General features: G+C 47.0%; 19 protein-coding genes. 13 read left to right on the top strand and 6 right to left on the bottom strand.

The features are described 5' to 3' along the window. Positions 1 to 136 precede the first annotated feature (136 nt). Both ACN083_RS01335 and ACN083_RS01330 read left to right on the top strand, forming a co-directional pair. Complete coding sequence (locus tag ACN083_RS01335; RefSeq protein WP_419101030.1) at positions 137 to 1,237, top strand: lipid II:glycine glycyltransferase FemX; 1,101 nt, start codon at positions 137 to 139, stop codon at positions 1,235 to 1,237. A 106-nt stretch (positions 1,238 to 1,343) separates the two neighbouring features. Continuing rightward, positions 1,344 to 3,398: a threonine/serine ThrE exporter family protein gene (locus ACN083_RS01330; RefSeq protein WP_419101029.1), complete on the top strand. Its 2,055-nt coding sequence runs from the start codon at positions 1,344 to 1,346 to the stop codon at positions 3,396 to 3,398. Positions 3,399 to 3,407: 9 nt separating this feature from the next. Here ACN083_RS01330 and ACN083_RS01325 read toward each other — a convergent pair whose 3' ends face one another. Beyond that, complete coding sequence (locus ACN083_RS01325; protein WP_419101028.1) at positions 3,408 to 4,106, bottom strand: uracil-DNA glycosylase; 699 nt, start codon at positions 4,104 to 4,106, stop codon at positions 3,408 to 3,410. Between the two features lie 122 nt (positions 4,107 to 4,228). Here ACN083_RS01325 and ACN083_RS01320 point away from each other — a divergent pair, with 122 nt between their 5' ends. The 5 genes from ACN083_RS01320 (at position 4,229) to rlmC (ending at position 9,287) form a co-directional block, all read left to right on the top strand. Continuing rightward, positions 4,229 to 4,495 carry a DUF3263 domain-containing protein gene (locus ACN083_RS01320; protein ID WP_419101027.1) on the top strand — a complete coding sequence of 89 codons (267 nt, stop codon included), beginning with the start codon at positions 4,229 to 4,231 and terminating at the stop codon, positions 4,493 to 4,495. A 117-nt stretch (positions 4,496 to 4,612) separates the two neighbouring features. Further along, positions 4,613 to 5,161, top strand: coding sequence for a LytR C-terminal domain-containing protein (locus ACN083_RS01315; protein WP_419101026.1), 549 nt, complete (start codon positions 4,613 to 4,615; stop codon positions 5,159 to 5,161). Positions 5,162 to 5,426: 265 nt separating this feature from the next. Continuing rightward, positions 5,427 to 7,049 (top strand): chaperonin GroEL, encoded by a 1,623-nt coding sequence (groL, locus tag ACN083_RS01310; protein ID WP_419101025.1) that lies wholly within the window; start codon positions 5,427 to 5,429, stop codon positions 7,047 to 7,049. Between the two features lie 191 nt (positions 7,050 to 7,240). After that, positions 7,241 to 8,050 (top strand): oxidoreductase, encoded by an 810-nt coding sequence (locus ACN083_RS01305; protein WP_419101024.1) that lies wholly within the window; start codon positions 7,241 to 7,243, stop codon positions 8,048 to 8,050. A 61-nt stretch (positions 8,051 to 8,111) separates the two neighbouring features. After that, a complete protein-coding gene (gene rlmC, locus ACN083_RS01300; protein WP_419101023.1) occupies positions 8,112 to 9,287 on the top strand; it encodes a 23S rRNA (uracil(747)-C(5))-methyltransferase RlmC in 1,176 nt (391 codons plus the stop codon). Here rlmC and ACN083_RS01295 read toward each other — a convergent pair. Beyond that, entirely contained in the window at positions 9,260 to 9,877 is a 618-nt protein-coding gene (locus ACN083_RS01295) for a GNAT family N-acetyltransferase (RefSeq protein ID WP_419101022.1), read from the bottom strand. The two genes, rlmC and ACN083_RS01295, sit on opposite strands and share 28 nt — an antisense overlap. Before the next feature lie 148 nt (positions 9,878 to 10,025). Here ACN083_RS01295 and ACN083_RS01290 point away from each other — a divergent pair, with 148 nt between their 5' ends. From ACN083_RS01290 to ACN083_RS01275, 4 genes are all read left to right on the top strand, one after another. Then, positions 10,026 to 10,622 (top strand): TetR/AcrR family transcriptional regulator, encoded by a 597-nt coding sequence (locus ACN083_RS01290; RefSeq protein ID WP_419101021.1) that lies wholly within the window; start codon positions 10,026 to 10,028, stop codon positions 10,620 to 10,622. Between the two features lie 225 nt (positions 10,623 to 10,847). Beyond that, on the top strand, positions 10,848 to 11,486 hold the full coding sequence (locus ACN083_RS01285; RefSeq protein ID WP_419101020.1) for an isochorismatase family protein: 639 nt from the start codon (positions 10,848 to 10,850) through the stop codon (positions 11,484 to 11,486). A gap of 5 nt (positions 11,487 to 11,491) precedes the next feature. Next, the gene (locus tag ACN083_RS01280) at positions 11,492 to 12,268 is read left to right on the top strand and encodes an SDR family oxidoreductase (protein ID WP_419101019.1); all 777 of its coding nucleotides are present in this window, start codon (positions 11,492 to 11,494) and stop codon (positions 12,266 to 12,268) included. Between the two features lie 67 nt (positions 12,269 to 12,335). Beyond that, positions 12,336 to 13,415 carry an isochorismate synthase gene (locus ACN083_RS01275; protein ID WP_419101018.1) on the top strand — a complete coding sequence of 360 codons (1,080 nt, stop codon included), beginning with the start codon at positions 12,336 to 12,338 and terminating at the stop codon, positions 13,413 to 13,415. A gap of 16 nt (positions 13,416 to 13,431) precedes the next feature. Here the strand turns inward: ACN083_RS01275 and ACN083_RS01270 are convergent, their stop codons facing one another. Continuing rightward, positions 13,432 to 14,256, bottom strand: a complete 825-nt coding sequence (locus tag ACN083_RS01270) for a 4'-phosphopantetheinyl transferase family protein (RefSeq protein ID WP_419101017.1) — start codon at positions 14,254 to 14,256, stop codon at positions 13,432 to 13,434. Positions 14,257 to 14,364: 108 nt separating this feature from the next. Between ACN083_RS01270 and ACN083_RS01265 the strand changes: the two genes are divergently transcribed. After that, complete coding sequence (locus ACN083_RS01265) at positions 14,365 to 15,294, top strand: RNase H family protein (protein ID WP_419101016.1); 930 nt, start codon at positions 14,365 to 14,367, stop codon at positions 15,292 to 15,294. A gap of 93 nt (positions 15,295 to 15,387) precedes the next feature. On the opposite strand, the gene ACN083_RS01260 is transcribed toward ACN083_RS01265, so the two are convergent. From ACN083_RS01260 to ACN083_RS01250, 3 genes are all read right to left on the bottom strand, one after another. Then, positions 15,388 to 15,678: a WXG100 family type VII secretion target gene (locus ACN083_RS01260; protein WP_419101015.1), complete on the bottom strand. Its 291-nt coding sequence runs from the start codon at positions 15,676 to 15,678 to the stop codon at positions 15,388 to 15,390. A gap of 164 nt (positions 15,679 to 15,842) precedes the next feature. Continuing rightward, positions 15,843 to 17,318 (bottom strand): ATP-binding protein, encoded by a 1,476-nt coding sequence (locus ACN083_RS01255; protein WP_419101014.1) that lies wholly within the window; start codon positions 17,316 to 17,318, stop codon positions 15,843 to 15,845. Positions 17,319 to 17,330: 12 nt separating this feature from the next. Then, on the bottom strand, positions 17,331 to 18,035 hold the full coding sequence (locus ACN083_RS01250) for a response regulator transcription factor (RefSeq protein WP_419101013.1): 705 nt from the start codon (positions 18,033 to 18,035) through the stop codon (positions 17,331 to 17,333). Positions 18,036 to 18,418: 383 nt separating this feature from the next. On the opposite strand from ACN083_RS01250, the gene ACN083_RS01245 reads away from it, so the two are divergent. Beyond that, on the top strand, positions 18,419 to 18,958 hold the full coding sequence (locus ACN083_RS01245; RefSeq protein ID WP_419101012.1) for a DUF3027 domain-containing protein: 540 nt from the start codon (positions 18,419 to 18,421) through the stop codon (positions 18,956 to 18,958). Positions 18,959 to 19,028: the final 70 nt, after the last annotated feature.

The raw sequence follows: 19,028 nt of genomic DNA, 5'->3' as shown, positions 1-19,028 counted from the left end.
ACCTATTTCTCAGAAAATGCTTCCTGTCACATCAAGTCAGGCTGTATTCCGGTGGCGTAGGTCGTTACACTTAGAGTTTGATACAAACAAGAACAAGTGCAAGAAAAACCTTGCACCGATGTGGAAGTTGAGGCCCTTGCGAGAATTTACAGCGCGTTTTGCCACTGCAGAAGAAATAGCGACCTGGGATGAGCACGTTATTGCTAACCCCAATGGCGGAAACCTCTTGCAGTCAGCATCATTTGCATCAGTAAAAGCTAAGCACGGCTGGAAACCTCTATACCTCGTATATGAAGGTACAACAGAGGTCGAAGGTGCGGAAACTTCACTGACCAGCTATAACCTTATTCTTGAAAAAAGTGTGCCCGCACTTGGAAAAGTCTGGTACATGATTAAAGGCCCAGACGTCTACAGCGTAGAAGATGTACCTGCCATTCTTGAAGCAAGTAAGCGTTTCGTAGAAGAGAATAAACTTGGCGTATTCCTGATTAAAATTGAGCCAGATATTCTCGCTGATGAACAGACCAACGCCGTCCTGTCAAAAGCTGGTCTGGTTAAGTCATGGAATATTCAGCCTAACGACTCTACTGCCATCCTTGATACTGACAAGAGCGAAGAAGATGTTCTTAAATCTCTTCACTCTCGAGGGCGTAACGCCGTTCGTCGTTCTGCTCGTGAAGGTTGCGAAGTGGAACGTGTCGAACTTACTGATGAGAATATGCGCACCATGTATGCGCTCATGGACACTGTCGGACAAGGCTCAGCAAATGTCCACCTCCGGTCATACGAGTATTACCGTGACTTCTGGACAACTTTTGAAAAAGCTGGTCAAGGACGCCTCTACTTCACCTATGAAGACGGCGAACCCTCTGTCGGTGCTTACGTTATTCGTTATGGCGATAAAGGAACCTATAAAGATGGTGGTTCTAAGCCTCGTCGTAAACAATATGGCGACTCACATCAAGTACAGTGGACTGCTTTGACGGACCTCATGAAGGAATACCACATTAAGAGCTATGACTTCTGCGGTACTCCGCCTAAAGATCAGCTCAAAAATAAAGAACACCATCACTATGGTTTAGGTCTTTTTAAGACATCCTTTACAAAAACCGTCATTGACTATGTTGGTGTCTGGGATTATGTTCTTTCTCCGGCAAAATACACCATATGGAATCGTCTTGCTGAGAAGGTTATGCGTGGTCTCTGGGTTCGCAAAACAGGGCAACCTTTCTACTAAACCGTAGGATAAGCCCAGCTACGTATTGTATTTTTGTGTAACGAGAACACATCAGCACAATAAGACGTGATGGCAAATCTTTTGACGCAACTCGGCGGAGGTGGCAATGTCTCTTAGCACTCATTCGGATGAGCAGCTACAGCAAAAGGCATACCCCTCCGCCGCTGCCTTTGACCAAGCAACGCCAGAACAACCGACCTCGCAAGCGTTCGGTGCAACAGTCTCACTTCCTCGAGCTGGAACATCGCGACCTGAAACGAAAACCCCTACCAAAATGCCGGGCAATATGCCTGCTATTTCTTTGGACCGGGTACAAGATACTGCTCTTCGTCAGGCATTAGAGAATAAACAAGTTGAGCAGACGCCTTTTAGTCCGAACATATCGGCTGTTGCTTCTGCTCCGGTTGAGAATCTTGCCCCCAACAGCCCCTTTGGGGATGCCTCTACGGGAATTCAACCTGACCAGCATGCGGTGTCTTCTGCTTCTAGCCCCTTTGAACCGTTACGCACACCAGAACAAGAACCTATTGCCCCGCTAACTAGTGGTATTCCTCTTGTATCCACGCAACAATCAGCGATTTCTGCTACAGGGATGCAACAAGGTAGTTACCCTTCTGTATCCCCTGCAACAACGTCTATCCCTAAAGTCGAACCTAAAAACACTAGGGGAGGTTGGGTTTCTTCTTCTTTACGTTCTTTTGTTCGAGCAGACCCTTCTTTGACCGCACCCATTCGTGGTTTAGGTCGCATTGCTCAACGCCAGTTTTCATTATCGACCCGACGTGATCGTGAGAAGCTTGTACAAGAGAAAGAACAAGCACGAGACGTACTGAACTTTACATTACGCCTTGCTGAAACGATGTTTCACTATGGTGCTGACGCCATGGATGTGGATTCTGCTATTGTCGCTGTTTGCTCCGCGTATGGGCTTGAAGACGTTGAAGTGGATATCACCAATCAATCAGTGATTATCAACTATGTTTCTGACGTTGACGGTCATGTAGAAATCCTTGATTCAAGACGTCGTACTCTCAAAGAAGAACGTTTCAGCCATACTGTGGTGCGCGTGGTACGTTCCACCTCTGATAATTATGCTTCTTTGGCTGATATATACCGTCTGATTCATAAAATTACCCACCGCGGTATTGACCGTGAAGAAGCTGAAAAAACATTAAATGCGATTAACGCTCAAAAGAAACCATACTCACCGATGGTGGTGTGGTTAGCAAATATTATTGCTGCTGGAACACTCACCATGGGTATTGGTGGTAGCGGTTATGCTGCGGCGTTATCTGCAATGGTATGGGTCATCGTTCATTTTATTACTCGAATCATGAACAAAATGGGGATGCCTAGCTTCTTCAATATGGCTGCTTGTGCTGCAGTGATTACCTTCGTCGCGATTTACGCTACAGATGACGGCTCAATCTTGCATAGTATCGGGTTGAACGTCTCTGGTCCTCACATTGTTGCTGCCGGACTCATCATGCTTTTACCGACCTTTAGGTTAGTGTCGGCGGTGCAAGACGCGATTAACGGTTTTCCGGTAACTGCTGCGGGTCGTTTTGTGTCTACAGGTATGTCTTTTTTGGGGCTTGTTGTGGGACTCGCTAGCGGTGTAACCGTCTTATCGATTACAACGGCAACCACTATTGACGTATCGCAGTCGGTTTTTGCGAAACCAACTATCGTCGATAACATCTTCTGGATGACAGTCGCTACCCTTGCTATTGCTATTACAACTCATGCACGGTTGAAAACATTGTGGTGGATTGCGCTAGTAACTTTAAGCGGGCTGAGCACTTACCACGTGTACACCTTTTTCTTGGGAGAAGGTGCAGGGCGCGGTAATACGGCGGTAGCAGCTTTCGTTATTGGTATGGTCAGCACATATTTGGCATACCGTCTGCACGCCCCACAAGCCATATTTGCGATTCCGTCTCTAACATTCCTCCTACCTGGTTTGTCATTATTCCGAGGTATGTACTCTTTTACGGTAGAGACCGACACCCTCAACTCAATGCCCGGCGTTATCACCGCTGCCGCAATTATTGTTGCGATGGCTTCAGGTGTTGCGTTGGGGCATTACCTCATGCAGTGGCTGATTCAACGTTTCGGGCGTGAACGAGAAGATCTTTCCACAACCGTCTTTGACCGTTAGCCTAACGTTTTAGGGCGCTATAGGTGTTGACGACGGAAGTCGCCAATCAATAGGCTCTGCTCCTTGTTGAACTAGCAATTCGTTTGCTTTTGAGAAGGGTCGTGATCCAAAGAATCCGCGTGATGCCGATAAAGGTGATGGGTGTGCTGATTCGATACAGGGGTAGGGTGAGATAAGAGTTTTCGTATTTCGTGCATCTCGTCCCCACAGTATGGCGACAAGCGGCTGTTTTCGTTGGACGAGAGCTTCAATTGCGCAGCTGGTGATATTTTCCCACCCTCTATTTCTATGAGATCCGGCTTCTCCTGCACCAACAGAAAGTACACGGTTGAGAAGAAGTACTCCTTGCTGCGTCCACGCGCTGAGGTCACCATGTTCTGGCGGGGTAATGTTCATATCGGAGGATAGTTCGCGGTAAATATTTTGAAGTGAACGTGGGATAGGGCGCACTTGCGGGTGTACAGAGAAAGAAAGTCCCATGGCGTGCCCTATGGTGGGGTACGGGTCTTGTCCGATGATGAGGACTTTAACTTGTGCTAGCGGTTCTTGGAAGGCTCGGAAGATTTGTTGTGACGGCGGTAGTGTGCGTCGTCCAGCTTGGTGTTCTTGACGTAAAAAGTCGCCCATGGCACGGATATTGTGTTCTACTGGGGCTAGGGCTTCAGCCCAGTCTGGAGACATAATTTCTTTAAGGGGTAAAGCGGGCATGAGATTCCGTTCTCACCGTTTGAATGGTTGCTATGCGTCATGATATGTGTGCTATTTGGCAGAACACATAAGATACAATGGGATTTTTTATCATACCGGGTTAGGAAAGATGGGGGAGTGATATGTGCGAAGATACTTCTGAGTTGGACGCTCCTCAGCATACTCCTGATACAGGGCTAACAGAACAAGAAGAAAAGATGATTGCTTTAGAGAAGCAGCGTTGGCGTTATCCTGGGACGAAAGAACGAGTGATTCGAGAACGTTTAGGATTAAATCCAACAGCGTATTATCAGATTCTTAACGAACTGATAGATTCTCCGCGTGTCATTGCTCAGGAACCAGCGTTGATACGTCGGTTAAGGGAACAACGCGACAATTCTAAGCCCTGAATTTTCGGTGTCTTGAGCTCTTTATGATGATAGTCCACGGAAAATAAAAGGGTTTTTAGGTTGTAGCCTGTGTACTCTAGATGGAAGAACTATTGCTTGTAGCTATCGGAGATTAATGTGAACTCGTATCCTCATGATGAATTCGACGACGTACCTGAAAATTCAAAACGTCGTGGTGCTTATCGTGGTGAGCCTCTAGGTAATGCTCATGCTACGAGGCAGACTCTTCTGATTGTTGTTGCTGGTGCGCTTGCGCTTCTGGTGGGTGCAGTAATGTTTGTGGTTCAGCCACGCACTCTTTCTCCGGTGGCTTCTGAAACAGGCTCTGCGAGCGCTACTGCTTCAGAAAGCGCTGTGACTCCAACTTATGCTCCTACTGACCCTGCTGATATTAAGGTTGAGGTTTATAACTCTTCGGCCTATACGGGTGCTGCTGCAGAACTGACTCAGCGTGTGGAGGCTTTAGGATACCCTGTGCCCGTGACAGAGAATTGGAAGGGTACGCCTGTATATGTTTCGACAGTGTTTTATTCTGCCGGTTATGAGCAACAGGCTAATACTTTGGCTGATGCGTTAGGTATTGGTTATATTCAAGAGCGTTCTTCTGGTTCTTCCCCGTTGTATGTTGTTCTTGCCTCTGATTATCTTCCTGCCGTTGCCCCGTAATCTGTGCGCTATGGGCGATTAAGTGTGTTTGTTCTTTCAAGAGGTTTGCGCTCTGTGCTTTGAGGTGTCAAAATTGTTGTTAGCACTCAAAGTCTCCGACTGCTAAATCCTAGTGCTAGATTCGCGGTAGGTAGCTTTGAGAATATCTACTTTCATCTTGTGAGATGTCTTTATAAGTTGTGAAGAGCATGGCTTATAGAACATCGTCCGTCGCGGGCACAACTGAGAGAAAAATACTTTCTTAGTCCAGGAGGGATTAAGCATAATGGCAAAGCTCATTGCTTTTGAAGAAGAGGCACGTCGTGGCCTTGAAAAGGGTCTGAATACCCTAGCAGATGCTGTGAAGGTTACTCTCGGACCTCGTGGTCGTAACGTTGTTTTGGAAAAGTCTTGGGGCGCTCCCACGATTACCAATGATGGCGTTTCTATCGCTAAAGAAATCGAACTCGAAGATCCATACGAAAAGATCGGCGCAGAGCTGGTCAAAGAAGTTGCTAAAAAGACCGATGACGTTGCTGGTGACGGTACCACTACTGCAACTGTTCTTGCTCAGGCACTTGTTCGTGAAGGCCTCCGCAACGTTGCTGCTGGTGCAGATCCTCTCAGCCTCAAGCGCGGTATTGAGAAAGCTGTTGAAGCAGTTACCGCTGAACTTCTTTCTTCTGCTAAAGAAGTTGAGACTGAAGAAGAAATCGCTGCAACCGCATCTATCTCTGCTGGCGACACCGAAATTGGTAAGCTCATTGCAGAAGCCATGGAAAAGGTCGGCAAAGAAGGCGTCATCACTGTTGAAGAGTCCAATACTTTTGGTCTAGAGCTTGAGCTCACCGAAGGTATGCGCTTTGATAAAGGATTCCTCTCCGGATACTTCGTCACTGACCCAGACCGTCAAGAAGCAGTCCTTGAGGATCCTTATATTCTCATTGTGAACTCCAAGATCTCTAATGTGAAAGATCTTGTCCCTGTTCTTGAGAAGGTTATGCAGGCTGGTAAGCCACTTCTTATCATCGCAGAAGATGTTGAGGGCGAAGCTCTTGCACTACTGGTTTTGAACAAGATGCGTGGTTCTATCAAGTCTGTTGCTGTCAAAGCTCCTGGCTTTGGCGACCGTCGTAAAGCTCAGATGGCAGATATCGCTATCTTGACTGGTGGACAGGTTATTACCGAAGAAGTCGGTTTGTCTTTGGACCAAGCAACTATTGACCTTCTTGGCTCTGCACGTAAGGTTGTTGTTACTAAGGACGAGACCACCATCATTGAAGGTGCTGGCGACGCAGCTGCTATTGAAGGTCGCGTAGCTCAGATTCGTGGCGAGATTGCTAACTCCGATTCTGATTATGACCGCGAGAAGCTTCAGGAGCGCTTGGCTAAACTTGCCGGTGGCGTTGCTGTTCTCAAGGCTGGCGCTGCAACTGAGGTTGAACTCAAAGAACGTAAGCACCGCATTGAAGATGCTGTTCGTAACGCAAAGGCAGCTGTTGAAGAAGGCATTGTCGCCGGTGGTGGCGTTGCTTTGATTCAGGCTGGCACTAAAGCCTTCGAGAAGCTTGAACTCACCGGTGATGAGGCAACTGGCGCAAATATTGTCAAGGTTGCTATCGACGCACCGTTGAAGCAGATTGCGACCAACGCTGGTCTAGAACCCGGTGTTGTTGTTGATAAGGTTCGCGGTTTGCCTGCTGGTACCGGTTTGAACGCTGCAACCGGTGAGTACGAAGACCTGATGGCTGCTGGCATCAACGACCCTGTTAAGGTGACTCGTTCTGCGTTGCAGAACGCTGCTTCTATCGCTGGTCTCTTCTTGACCACTGAGGCTGTTGTTGCTAACAAGCCTGAACCTGCTGGTGCTGCACCTGCTATGGATCCTGGTATGGGCGGCATGATGTAATTTTTTCAACGATATGTTGAAAATTCTTTGTAGGGCGGTGCTCCGATACTTTACTGGTATCGGGGCACCGTCTTTTAGCATGGGAAAGGGAAAACCCTCAGACCTTGTGGCTGGTTTCTTCCTCTTAGAGAAGGAAAAAGCGGGAATTAAAGAGTACTCTGAACGTACGATGGATTGATGAAGGAAGAACAATGAGTGCAGTCATCATTATTACAGGTGCTTCTAGCGGAATCGGATATGACGCGGCAGTGAGCTTAGCTCAGCAAGGGCATCGCGTGTACGCTGTGGCTCGGCGGGTTCAGCTGATGGAGCCGCTGAAACAATACGGTGTGACGCCACTATATGCTGATGTGACGGATGAAGAAACTATCAATAAAGTGGTGGATTTCGTCCTAGCTGAAGCGGGCCGTATTGACGTGCTCATCAATAATGCCGGCTATGGGATGTACGGTGCGATTGAAGATGTCTCCTTAGCCGAGGCTCGACACCAATTTGATGTTAATGTTTTTGGGTTAGCTGCCTTTACTCGTGCTGTTCTTCCTGCGATGCGTGAAGCAAAGCGCGGAAGAATTATTAATGTGTCTTCTATTGCTGGACGTTTAACCACTTCATTTGGTGGTTGGTATCACGCTACAAAATATGCTTTAGAAGGGCTCAGTGATAGCTTGCGTATGGAGCTTGAACCCTTGGGTATTGAGGTGGTGCTCATTGAGCCTGGTGCTATTGCTAGTCAGTGGAGTGATGTGGCAATAGAGAATTTGGAGAGGGTTGCTGAGGGTGGAGCCTATGAGAATTCTGCTCGGGCGACTGCAGAGCGGATGCGTCAGCTTTATGCTCGGTGGGCTTCTGATCCTCAGGTGATTACTCGTGCGTTGGTACAAGCTGTCTCAGCTTCTCGTCCGAAGACTCGTTATGTTGCTGGTTTTGGGGCGCGTCCTCTTCTTTTGGCTCATTCTGTGTTGCCTAGCCGGTTGTGGGATAAACTCGCTCGCGGGAAATAACGTGATGAGGTAAAGCTCGTATCTGAGTAAACGGTCAGGACTCCGGTAGGATAGTTGAGCTATGCAATGCCACTATTTTGATACTCACCAATGCTTTTCGTGCACTGAACTGGATATTCCTTACCCAAAACAACTTTCCGCTAAAGAACGTCATATGCGTGAACTAGCGGCAGGATACCCACAGATTAAGTGGCTCGAGGCTGTTCCCAGTCAACAGAAAAATTTCCGAAACAAAGCAAAAATAGTGGTATCTGGAACGACGTATCACCCAGTGCTCGGTATTGTTCACGGCGGTTCTGGGCAAGGCACTGACCTGAGCCAATGTCCTCTTTACGAACCTGCGTTGTTAAAAGCCATGCCTGTTCTTAAAGAATTTATTACTCGGGCTCAGCTAACTCCCTATCACATTAAAACGCGTAAAGGGGAGCTTAAAAATATTCTTATGACAGCGTCTTCTTCGGGGGAGCTGATGGTGCGTTGCGTTCTGCGTTCTAAAAAGTTGATTGTTCCCATCAAACGTTCTTTGCCGTGGCTTCAAGAACGTTTACCACAGCTTCGGGTTTTTTCTGTCAATCTTTTACGCGAACCGATTGCACGAGTTGAAGGTGAGGAAGAAATTATTCTTAGCTCTGCCCAGACTCTTGCGATGAGGGCCAACGATATCACCTTGCATTTACGTCCACAGAGTTTCTTCCAAACTAATTCTTCTGTTGCTTCAACCTTGTATCGTCAAGGACAAGAATGGGTTTCTGAGCGTAACCCAGCAAGTCTATGGGATCTTTATTGTGGCGTGGGTGGGTTTGCTATACACGCAGCACAAGTAATGTCGTCAGACGCCCGTGTGACAGGTATCGAGATTAGTGCTGAAGCTATTGAGAGCGCTCATCGTACGGTGGCAGATATGGGTCTTAACAATACTCATTTTGAGGCAATGGACGCTACAGCCTTTGCCCTTGAGAGCCAGAAACGCGGGTTCTCTTTACCTGAGATGTTGGTGGTGAACCCTCCTCGTCGCGGTATCGGGGCGGTTCTTTGTCAGTGGATAGAACAATCTGGTATTGATACGGTGCTGTACTCTAGCTGTAATGCAAAGACGTTAATAAAAGATTTGCAGAAGATGCCCTCTTATCAGCCAGTGCAAGGCAGGGTGCTAGATATGTTTGCTCATACTCAGCATTATGAGGTGATGGTTCTGCTACGTCGTCAAGATTATTCTTCTGAATCGTCGAGTGGATAGCGTAGCTGAAAAGTTTTTGTAGGTGCGGTGGGGAGTATGAGCCGGTGAAAGAACTGGGTGAGTCGCCGATAACTGAGTGTTGTGAACCCTACCTTGTTGAAGAAGGTGTGGGCTTCGATATCGTCCTCTGGTACTTCTAAGGTGAGTGAGGTTTTTCCTTCTTCTTGTGCGAATTCTTGAATCTTTTCCAGAAGTTCAGTAGCCACGCCTTGGCGTTGGTAGTCGCGGTGTACAAGGAATACTTCTATTCGTGCGCTGTATTCGTCAATTTCTATTTTGCGTGAACGATATATTCTTAGAGCAAGCCAGAAGAGAATACTTTTAAAATAGGAAAATTCTCTGCGGATTGAAGCATAAGGAATAGCTAGCGCGTGAGGGTATTCTGAGGTCTCAACAACAGCGAATCCAACGATTTTGTCGTCTCGGCGAACACTAAATGATTGTTCGGGGTTAAATCTTCGGATGATAAGGCGTATAGCTCTTTGTTGCTCTTCTGGTGTGCTGGATGGGCGACGCACAAAATGATGGTATTTGTCGCTGATGAGCTGAGCAATAGCTTGTCTATCTGCTTTGTTGAGCGATTCAATCATATGTTCTTACCGTTTCGACATGGTGAGCCTACGTACAAACCCTACGTGGGGTGTGAGAAAATCCGCAATGACCAAAGAGGTCTTATTATGTAGGATAGTAGACAATACGCCGTATAGTGTTTACCAAATAGATTTTGGAGATATTAAAATGAAAAAAGTTCAGCGATCTGACCGTCGAGTACGTAAAACTCAATCAGCGTTATACCTTGCCCTAGCGGATTTATTACAGCATAAGAAGCTCAGCTCTATTACTGTTAGTGAGCTAGCGGAGAAAGCTGATATTCATCGTGCAACTTTTTACTCGCACTATTCTGACATTTCAGAACTGTACTCACAAATTCAAGAGACTGCGTTACTAGAACTTAGTAGCATCCTTGACCCAGACCCTGTCAACGGTAAAAACATGAATAGCCGTGAAGTATTTGGTGCGTTTATGCAGTTTATTCAGGGTAATAAAGAAGTCTGCCGGATGCTCTTGACTCAACGTGGGACTGGAAGCTTCTTTGAAGTGCTGAGCAATAGGTTAGAGCGTGAATATATTGATATATTCTGGAGCTCTCTCAAAGACGTCGTACCAGCTCAACAACTCTCTCTTTTTGCTAATTACCATCTGCAAGGTTGCTTAGCTGTATTTACGATGTGGGCTCAACAAGGATATGAGACTCCAGCTGAGATTATTACGTCGACTCTTGCCACTATTGATACGCATTACGATAAGTTGCTCAACGAGTTATCTCAACCATAAGAGCTTTCTTCTGGTACGTGAGGTTCTTGTCTCTTTCCTCTATGGTGAGTGTCAATACTGATGAGGCCGTGATTGTCTTCCTGTGAGCCTGTTTATATGGTGGTGAAGCATGTAAAGAACCATGATTTAGGTTTACTGTATTGAAAACATAGGTAAACCTAAATAGCATGTAGAGGGGTTTTCTCAGCCCTTCACACTCTTGGCAGGAAAAGGACGATAAACATCATGGCTCTCAAAACAATACCAACCTATACGTATAGTTATAGGCCTTATGAAAAACGCGCCACGTGGGAACTTAACCCGCATCAGGTTGCGTTACTCGTCCACGATATGCAAAACTATTTTGTTTCCATCTTTGAAGACGAAACAGCAGGGCAAATTCAACAGGCCATCAATAACACTTCTGCACTTATCAAATCAGCACGAGATAACGGAATCCCCGTTTACTACACTGCGCAACCGCCTCGTCAAGATCCTAAAGACCGCGCGCTCCTTACCGATATCTGGGGACAAGGGCTACAACAAGACGCTGATGCAGAGATTATCTCTGCCTTAGCACCGGCCGAACAGGACACCGTCCTCACTAAATGGCGTTACTCAGCTTTCGCTAAAAGCACCTTTGAAGAAGACCTCAAACTGAGCGGACGAAACCAACTGATTATTACCGGAGTCTACGCACACATTGGTTGTATGACGACAGCACTCGACGCATTCATGCGGGATATACAAGTATTCTTTGTTGCTGACGCTCTCGCTGATTTCAGCCAAAAAGAGCACGAACTTGCCTGTAACTATGTTGCCCAACGATGTGGCATCGTCACTTCAACCCAAGACATCCTGAGAACATTATCTGGTCAGGACTAAGCGATATGAACCCAACAACATCCCTCGTTATTGTTACTGGCGCATGTGGAGGAATCGGCGCAGCTGTTACGGAGCGTCTTCTGACCGAAGGATACGCCGTACTTGCCTGCGACACCCAAGAGCAAATACAGGAAAAGGCACAACACCAAAACGAGCATTGTGAATACTATCCTTTAGACGTCACTGATGAAGCCTGTGTACAGCGTATGGGAAATTACCTTCGTCAAAAACAAAAACTAGTACAAGGACTCATCAACTGTGCCGGCGTTGTTCATGCTGCACCTCTTCTCGATACAACCTTAGAACAGTGGCGTACTGTTCATGCAGTTAATGCTGATGGCGTATTCTTGGTTACTCGAGAAGTAGCCCGATACATGGTAGAGCAACAACCGCAAGACCCAACAAATAGTCGAGGTATTGTCACTATCAGTTCAAACGCTGCGAACGTACCACGAGCTGAATTTGGAGCTTATGGCGCATCAAAAGCTGCTGCAACACGAGTAACAACAAGTTTTGGGTTGCAACTTGCCCCACACGGAATCCGCGCAAACGTTCTATGCCCTGGAACAACACGAACCCCCATGGTCACAGACACCTGGAACGGAGAGGACCGTAGCGAAGCACCCATCAAAGGATCACTAGAAAATTACCGTTTGGGGATACCGCTAGGTCGTATTGCAGAACCAGAAGATATTGCAGAAGTCGCAATATTCCTTCTAAGCCCACACGCTAAACACGTGACGATGCAGAGCCTTACCGCCGACGGCGGAGCAACCTTCTAACCTTCATCGGGGAATGAACAAACCCGCGCTCACTATCCCCGTCTCGATAGAAAGAACACCATAGCCTATGCCCACGAACGAGTACCCTGCCTTCCAATTTACCTATGGAAACACCTGCCTCAGAGCACTCGGGGAGTTAGAACCAGTTAACGAAAAAGACGCACTCAAACGCGCCCAAGAACGCGGAACTGGTGTTATCGGAGTCATCCCATTCGACCCTCAAGAACCTGCACTTCTATACGTTCCTGAAAGCATCGAGCGAACACCTGCCCCCATTGTGCAAGAACAAAAGTGCCCTGCACCAACTCGTATTGAAGGTATCGATAACCCCGAATACCGCCAGAACGTTGGACGTGCTGTCGAAAAAATGAATAACGGAGAACTCGATAAAGTTGTGCTTTCTCGCCTCCTTCACGTCTATTATAAAGAAGAACGCCCAACGTTAGAGAACATCTACCATAATCTATGGGCACAACAACCACGCGCCTATGTTTTTTCGATGAAACTATCAGATGATAGCTATCTGATGGGTGCCTCACCAGAACTTGTCTTCGGAGTTGAAGACGGTGTTTTCACGACTTTCCCCTTAGCCGGAAGCTCCCCGCGCACAGCACCTATTGGCAGTACTGAAGACGCGCAAATCGGTGAAGAACTAATGCGCTCACCTAAAGACCGTGCCGAGCATGCTACGGTCGTTGACGATATTAAAAGATGTCTGTCTTCGCTCACACAAGAACTTCACGTTCCTGCGACGCCACAGCTTATTAACACTCCACAACTATGGCATCTGGCGACAAGAATTACGGGGCGTCTTAAAGATGGTATGAGCTCTTTAGACGGCGCTCGCGCTATCCACCCCACTCCCGCAATTTGTGGGTATCCAACAAGTACAGCACTCGAAGTAATTCGCGAGTTAGAAAGCTTCGAGAGAGGTTTCTTTGGGGGACTTGTTGGTTGGATGGACCCCTCTGGAGACGGACAATGGGCGCTCGTTTTGCGTTGTGCTCAGGTTGAGGCTGAGCACATCACCTTATTTGCTGGGGCTGGACTCGTCAAAGCCTCAACACCAGATAGTGAACACCGTGAGACAGGAACTAAACTCGGCTCTTTTGGTCAAGCGCTAAATATTAACACGGTATCTTCGTAGATTAATGTGTCTGAGGTTATACCGTTTTGAGACGTTGCGTAGATAGTGGGATGCTCTGCTTGATGTCATAAGGCTTGGTAACGGGGTGGGCTTTGATGGTGCGGTTTTGGTTTGTTGCTACTGCTATCACAAACTCACCTTGTACAAACCACTGTACGTAAAACTGTTGTTGATACCCTTCAATGTTGAGGGTTCCGCTTGCACGGTATCCAGAAATCTCGACGAGGTTTTGTGGCGGGTTAAGAAGTTGCATATGCACTTTTTGGGGGCCTGCTACAAGTCCGTGTCCGGTGGCTTTGAGTACGGCTTCTTTAGCTGTCCACAGTAGCAACCTTAGTAGTGCTTTATTTTCTTCTGGACATTCTGAGATAACCGTTTTTTCTTCTTCTGTAAGGGTGACTTTATCGTATCCGTCGAGAAGGTTTCCGCGCATTCTTTCAACATCGACGCCGAGTAGTTGGGCTTGTGGGTCTTGGCTATCTTCTGCAAAATATGCGCCAACGACCATTCCGTGGCTTCGTGACATATTGAAGTTAATACCAGAAATCCGCGGTTTTCCGTGTGTTGCTTTTTGGTCGCATAGCTGGCACGTTCTGTCGACGGTAATTTGTGAGGCATGAGTGGGGCGAATACCTAATGCACATGCTGCAATACATCGCATGAGGGTTTGTTGTGCTGCGTAGTTGAGTGCATCTTCAGGGTTGCGGTATTGTGCTGCTTTAGTTTGTTCTGCGATACCAACATAGGATAACCATGTGATGCCGTGTCCTGAGCGAAGAATCGCTGAGGGCAACATGTATAGGTGAACAGATTGTCGGTCTGTTTGTGGGTATGCGCTCATACAGGCTATTCTAAATGTTTTTATGCTTTAAAGTGGTAGCACTAGAAACACATAAGAGCGGATAAGCTAGGGTGTGAAGAATCTACGTCCTTGAGGAAGGTCTTGTACATGGCACAAGAGATTATTGCTGCAACAGATGGATCAGCATTAGTGAACCCTGGACCTGCTGGGTGGGCGTGGTACATTGACCACGATAACTGGTCAGCGGGCGGCTGGGAACACGCAACAAATAATCAGGGTGAGCTACGTGCTGTGCTAGAACTTTTTGAAGCGACTGCTCATCTTCCTGAACATAAACTCAAGGTTCTTTGTGACTCTCAGTACACCATTAACGCGGTGACTAAATGGTTGCCAGGGTGGAAGAAAAAAGGCTGGAAGAAAGCGGACGGTAAGCCCGTTCAAAATCAAGAGCTGATTCAGGCGCTCGACGAGGCAATGCAAGGACGAAATTACGAGTTCGTATGGGTTAAAGGGCACTCTGGGCAAGATATGAATGAAGCTGCAGACACCCGTGCTAGAGATGCTGCTTTATCCTTCCAACAAGGAACACCGACTCCTAGCGGGCCGGGATTTAACCTTGAGGTATCGCCGGAGACGGACACAAAACATGTGCTACAAGAAACAAAGAATTCTTCTGTTGAAGACCACACGAAAAATCCCTCTACTGCAATGAACGTTGATGATGTTCTTGAACTAGTTAAGGGTTATGAACGTACTCTTTACCAGCCTGAACATTATGAGCAGGAACAATATTTAGAAAAAGTATTGGGGGAAGATTTTTGGTGGGTGACATATCAGGGGATACGCACACAACGTTCACTCGCCGTGGAATATCGTACACGTGCTTTTTATGCGCATGATGAACCAATCTTTATCAGCTGTGAGATGCTGGGGGATTCTGTGATTCGTCTTTTGTCTCGTGTAAAGACTCGCCATATGTCGGTTATGCGCACGAGCCTATGGGTTCAAGACACTACAGGCGATTTGGGGTGGGTTCTATCTTCACGACAAGATACTGCCTGCCCGCAAGAATCCTAAAAATTCTGGACGAGTCTATTCATACTCATTGAGGTTACGGAGAAGGCAGGAACACTAGCAGCTCTAAGTGGTAGTGTTCCTGCCTTTTGTGCTTTAGCCAAGGAACATTGCAGCGTTTGCTGATTCTGTATCAGCATAATTAATGCCTGCACGTGAAAGGGCTTCATTAATCTGTGCAATAGATTGTTCTACTTGTTGCTGTGTTGCTCGCCATTGGGCGAGGACGCCTTGGAAGTTGAGTGAAGCAGCGCCAGTCCACGATCCTTCTAAATCTTGTAAGGAACTGGTTAACCCATTAACTTCTGCAATGATTGAATCAATTTGTGCGCGTGCAGTAGCGCTTTTCTGACTAATCATCTCTGAATCAACGACAAATTGTGCCATGACATCTCCTAAAAATGTTCTATACATGAGGTAGAAGAACGATTCTTCTACCCTTTACATTAGGGAGAGATACATGAGTTAAGTAGATTTTTTAAAAAAACTGTGGATAGCCAGAGGTTAATAACGCAACGATAGCTAATTATCCACAGAAGAAGATGGAAAGTTTATGTTTCACGCGAAACGTCGTCTCCGATATAACTGGGAAAACGTAATCTGAAAGTTGCCCCTCCACCACGAGTTTCTAGTACCTCAACATTTCCTTCATGCTGAGCAACAATACCGGCAACAATAGCTAACCCGAGCCCAGTGCCCCCCGTTTCACGAGTACGTGAAGTATCGGCACGATAGAACCGTTCAAAAACTCTTTGACGATCTTCGCCATGAATACCAGGGCCATGATCTCGAACCTCAATCTGAGAGAACTGCTGAGCATCATCAGACTGGACCGTTCCCACGGCTATCTCAAGAGGGGAGCCTTTAGGCGTATATCGAATAGCGTTAGTCATCAAATTCGCAATGACCTGTCGCAACCGAGAGTCATCCCCATATACATAAGCGCTTTCAGGAGCAGCATGTTCTGTAAGACCAACAACTTGAACTGTTCTATCCGGAGAGGTCGCAAAAGCATCATGGGAGGCATCTTGGGCTAAATCAAGAAGATCAATAATGCGGTTTTCTAACTCTCGACGCTCATCAATACGAGCCAAAGTGAGCAAATCTTCAATTAACTGCCCCATTCGTTTTGACTCTGCTTCGATACGGCTCATCGCATTAGCTACAGCTTCTTCACTTTGGAGAGCACCTTGGCGATACAGCTCAGAATATCCACGAATAGAAACAAGAGGCGTTCGCAACTCGTGAGAAGCATCCCCCACAAAACGACGCATCTTGACTTCAGAATTTTTCTGCACCTCAAAGGCTTTTTCAATATGGCTCAACATGGTGTTGAGAGACGCCGAAAGATGACCAATCTCGGTATACGGATTATATTTTTCCATACGCTGCGAAAGATCACCGGCAGCGATACGTGCAGCTGTTTTTTCAACTCGTGCTAACGGCTCAAATGCTCTTGTAACCATGACCCAGCTCATTGCAACAGACGCAAAAAGAGTTGCTACACCAAAAGTCAACGTAAGAACAGCTACGAGTGCCACCACAGCATGAGTCTGCCGTAAAGGAGTCGCAATAATGACAGAATAATCAAGATCCCCATAATCAATGGGGAGAATTCTCCATTCAGCTTTACCATTAACAGATTTAACGGTGATTCCTTTATGAGAGAATCGGTTGACCTTCTCGTGCGTCCATCCAGACAAATCTGGTGTTGAGCTTTGAATAGACGAAGCACCCACCAAAGAGGAGAGAACCGTTCCCTGATCATCTAAAAGATACGCTTGATACCGAAGAAGAGAACTCGTACTCGGTTGATGAGGGCCTTCTGTGAGATAACTTGTGAGAGTCTGAGCATTTGAACTCATCTCTTCATCAAGCTGCTCAATCATTTGTCCTCGCAGAGCAGATATCGCGACCAACGACGTTACTGAAATTGCTAGGGCTAAGAGCAAACTGGTTAAAAGAACCAACTGGGTGCGCAAAGAGAGCGCGCCCAGTTGTCCGATTTTTTGACGAATCCTAGTCACAATAACTCACGTCTATTTTGCGGTGCGTAACAGGTATCCAACACCGCGTTTAGTATGAATCATTGGTGCTTGATCTGGAACATTATCAATCTTCCGGCGTAGGTAAGAAATATAAGATTCTACGATAGAAGCGTCCCCATTGAAGTCATACTCCCAAACGTGGTCAAGAATCTGAGCCTTGGATAGTACGCGGTTAGGGTTAAGCATCAGATAACGCAATAGCTTGAACTCAGTGGGGGAGAGGTCAATCTCTCGGTCTCCTCTGAATACTTCGTGTGCATCATCATCAAGGATAAGATCCCCTACACGTAGGCGAGAGTCTTCTGCTTCTCCCTGATGTGTTCGACGTAAGACAGCACGGATGCGTGCAACGACTTCATCAAGGCTAAAGGGTTTGGTGACGTAGTCATCTCCGCCCACTGTTAGACCAGCGACTTTATCCTCAGTGGAATCTTTCGCGGTGAGGAAGAGAACAGGGAATAGTCTTCCAGCTGCACGGAGTTTACGGGTGACGGTGAATCCATCAAGGTCGGGCATCATTACATCAAGCACTGCTAAATCTGGGTTTTCGCTTTCTGCTTTTTCAAGCGCTTCACGACCATTAGACGCAGTAACAACCTCAAAGCCGGCGAACCGTAACGAGGTTGCGAGTAATTCAAGGATATTTGGTTCATCGTCTACGACGAGTAATTTTGCTTCAGGTTGATTTGTATTCACGATACTTATTCTCACTCTTGAAGCTGGGAGTCTGCTGGAAGACAGATATATATAAGCTGACTCTTTACTATGATTTTGAGTCTGCTCTTTGCCTTCTCCTCCGCACCATCGCTACCACAAGAGAACACACCAAACTCAAAAACCCCACCGGCAATAACACCATCGCACCCCACGTCAAAAAATGAGGCGCATGGCCGTAAAACCACATCAACAACAACATCGCCACCCCACTGACCACTCCAAGAACAGTGCATAAAGCGCCACAAAAACTCAAGAAAGAAACAGCTAATGAATCCGATAGTGAAGAAGAACTCTCAGTCATATACATACCGTATCAACCAAACACCCAGCAAAGTTTCTCATTTCACGCTTTAATAGAAGGTATGTCCCAACAGATAAAGAACGATACAATCCCCGCGGAGCCATCCACCTCAGAAGAGCATAGCTCCGCCCTATCTGAACAACCTCACGATGACAGCAACGCACACCCTCCTGCAACCACCCAGACTGCAGAACCAACATTAGGTGCACCCACTAAACGGCGTCGAACTAGCAAAGTCGATACCGTTCTTGCTCAAGCAAAAGATATTGCGCTCGCCGGAATCCAAGAGATTACCTCCGCAGAAAACATTGGTATCGTTCACCACCTACGTGGAGAGGAAGAACGACTTACCACACACCTATTTGAATGCACGATGTCCGGATACCGAGGCTGGTTCTGGTTTGCGACACTTTCTCGAACACCGCGCTCTAAAATCGCCACCGTCTGCGAGGTAGGACTTATCCCCGGAGATGATGCACTCCTCGCTCCAGCATGGGTACCGTGGTCTGAACGTATGAACACCATCGAAGAAGAAAACGCAGAAACAACCGACACCGAAGAGACAACCTCCCACTCCGAAGATACAAGCGACGACGAATAACTACGTATACCTAAGGACTGATTTCTACGAGTAAGAGAATTCCACACGCCGAAACCCTCCCGCAGGAGAA

The organism is Rothia sp. CCM 9418, assembly GCF_048512825.1.
GTDB lineage: Bacteria > Actinomycetota > Actinomycetes > Actinomycetales > Micrococcaceae > Rothia.
Note: the sequence above shows the minus strand (reverse complement) of the source record. Positions and strands in the feature narration are given on the sequence as shown.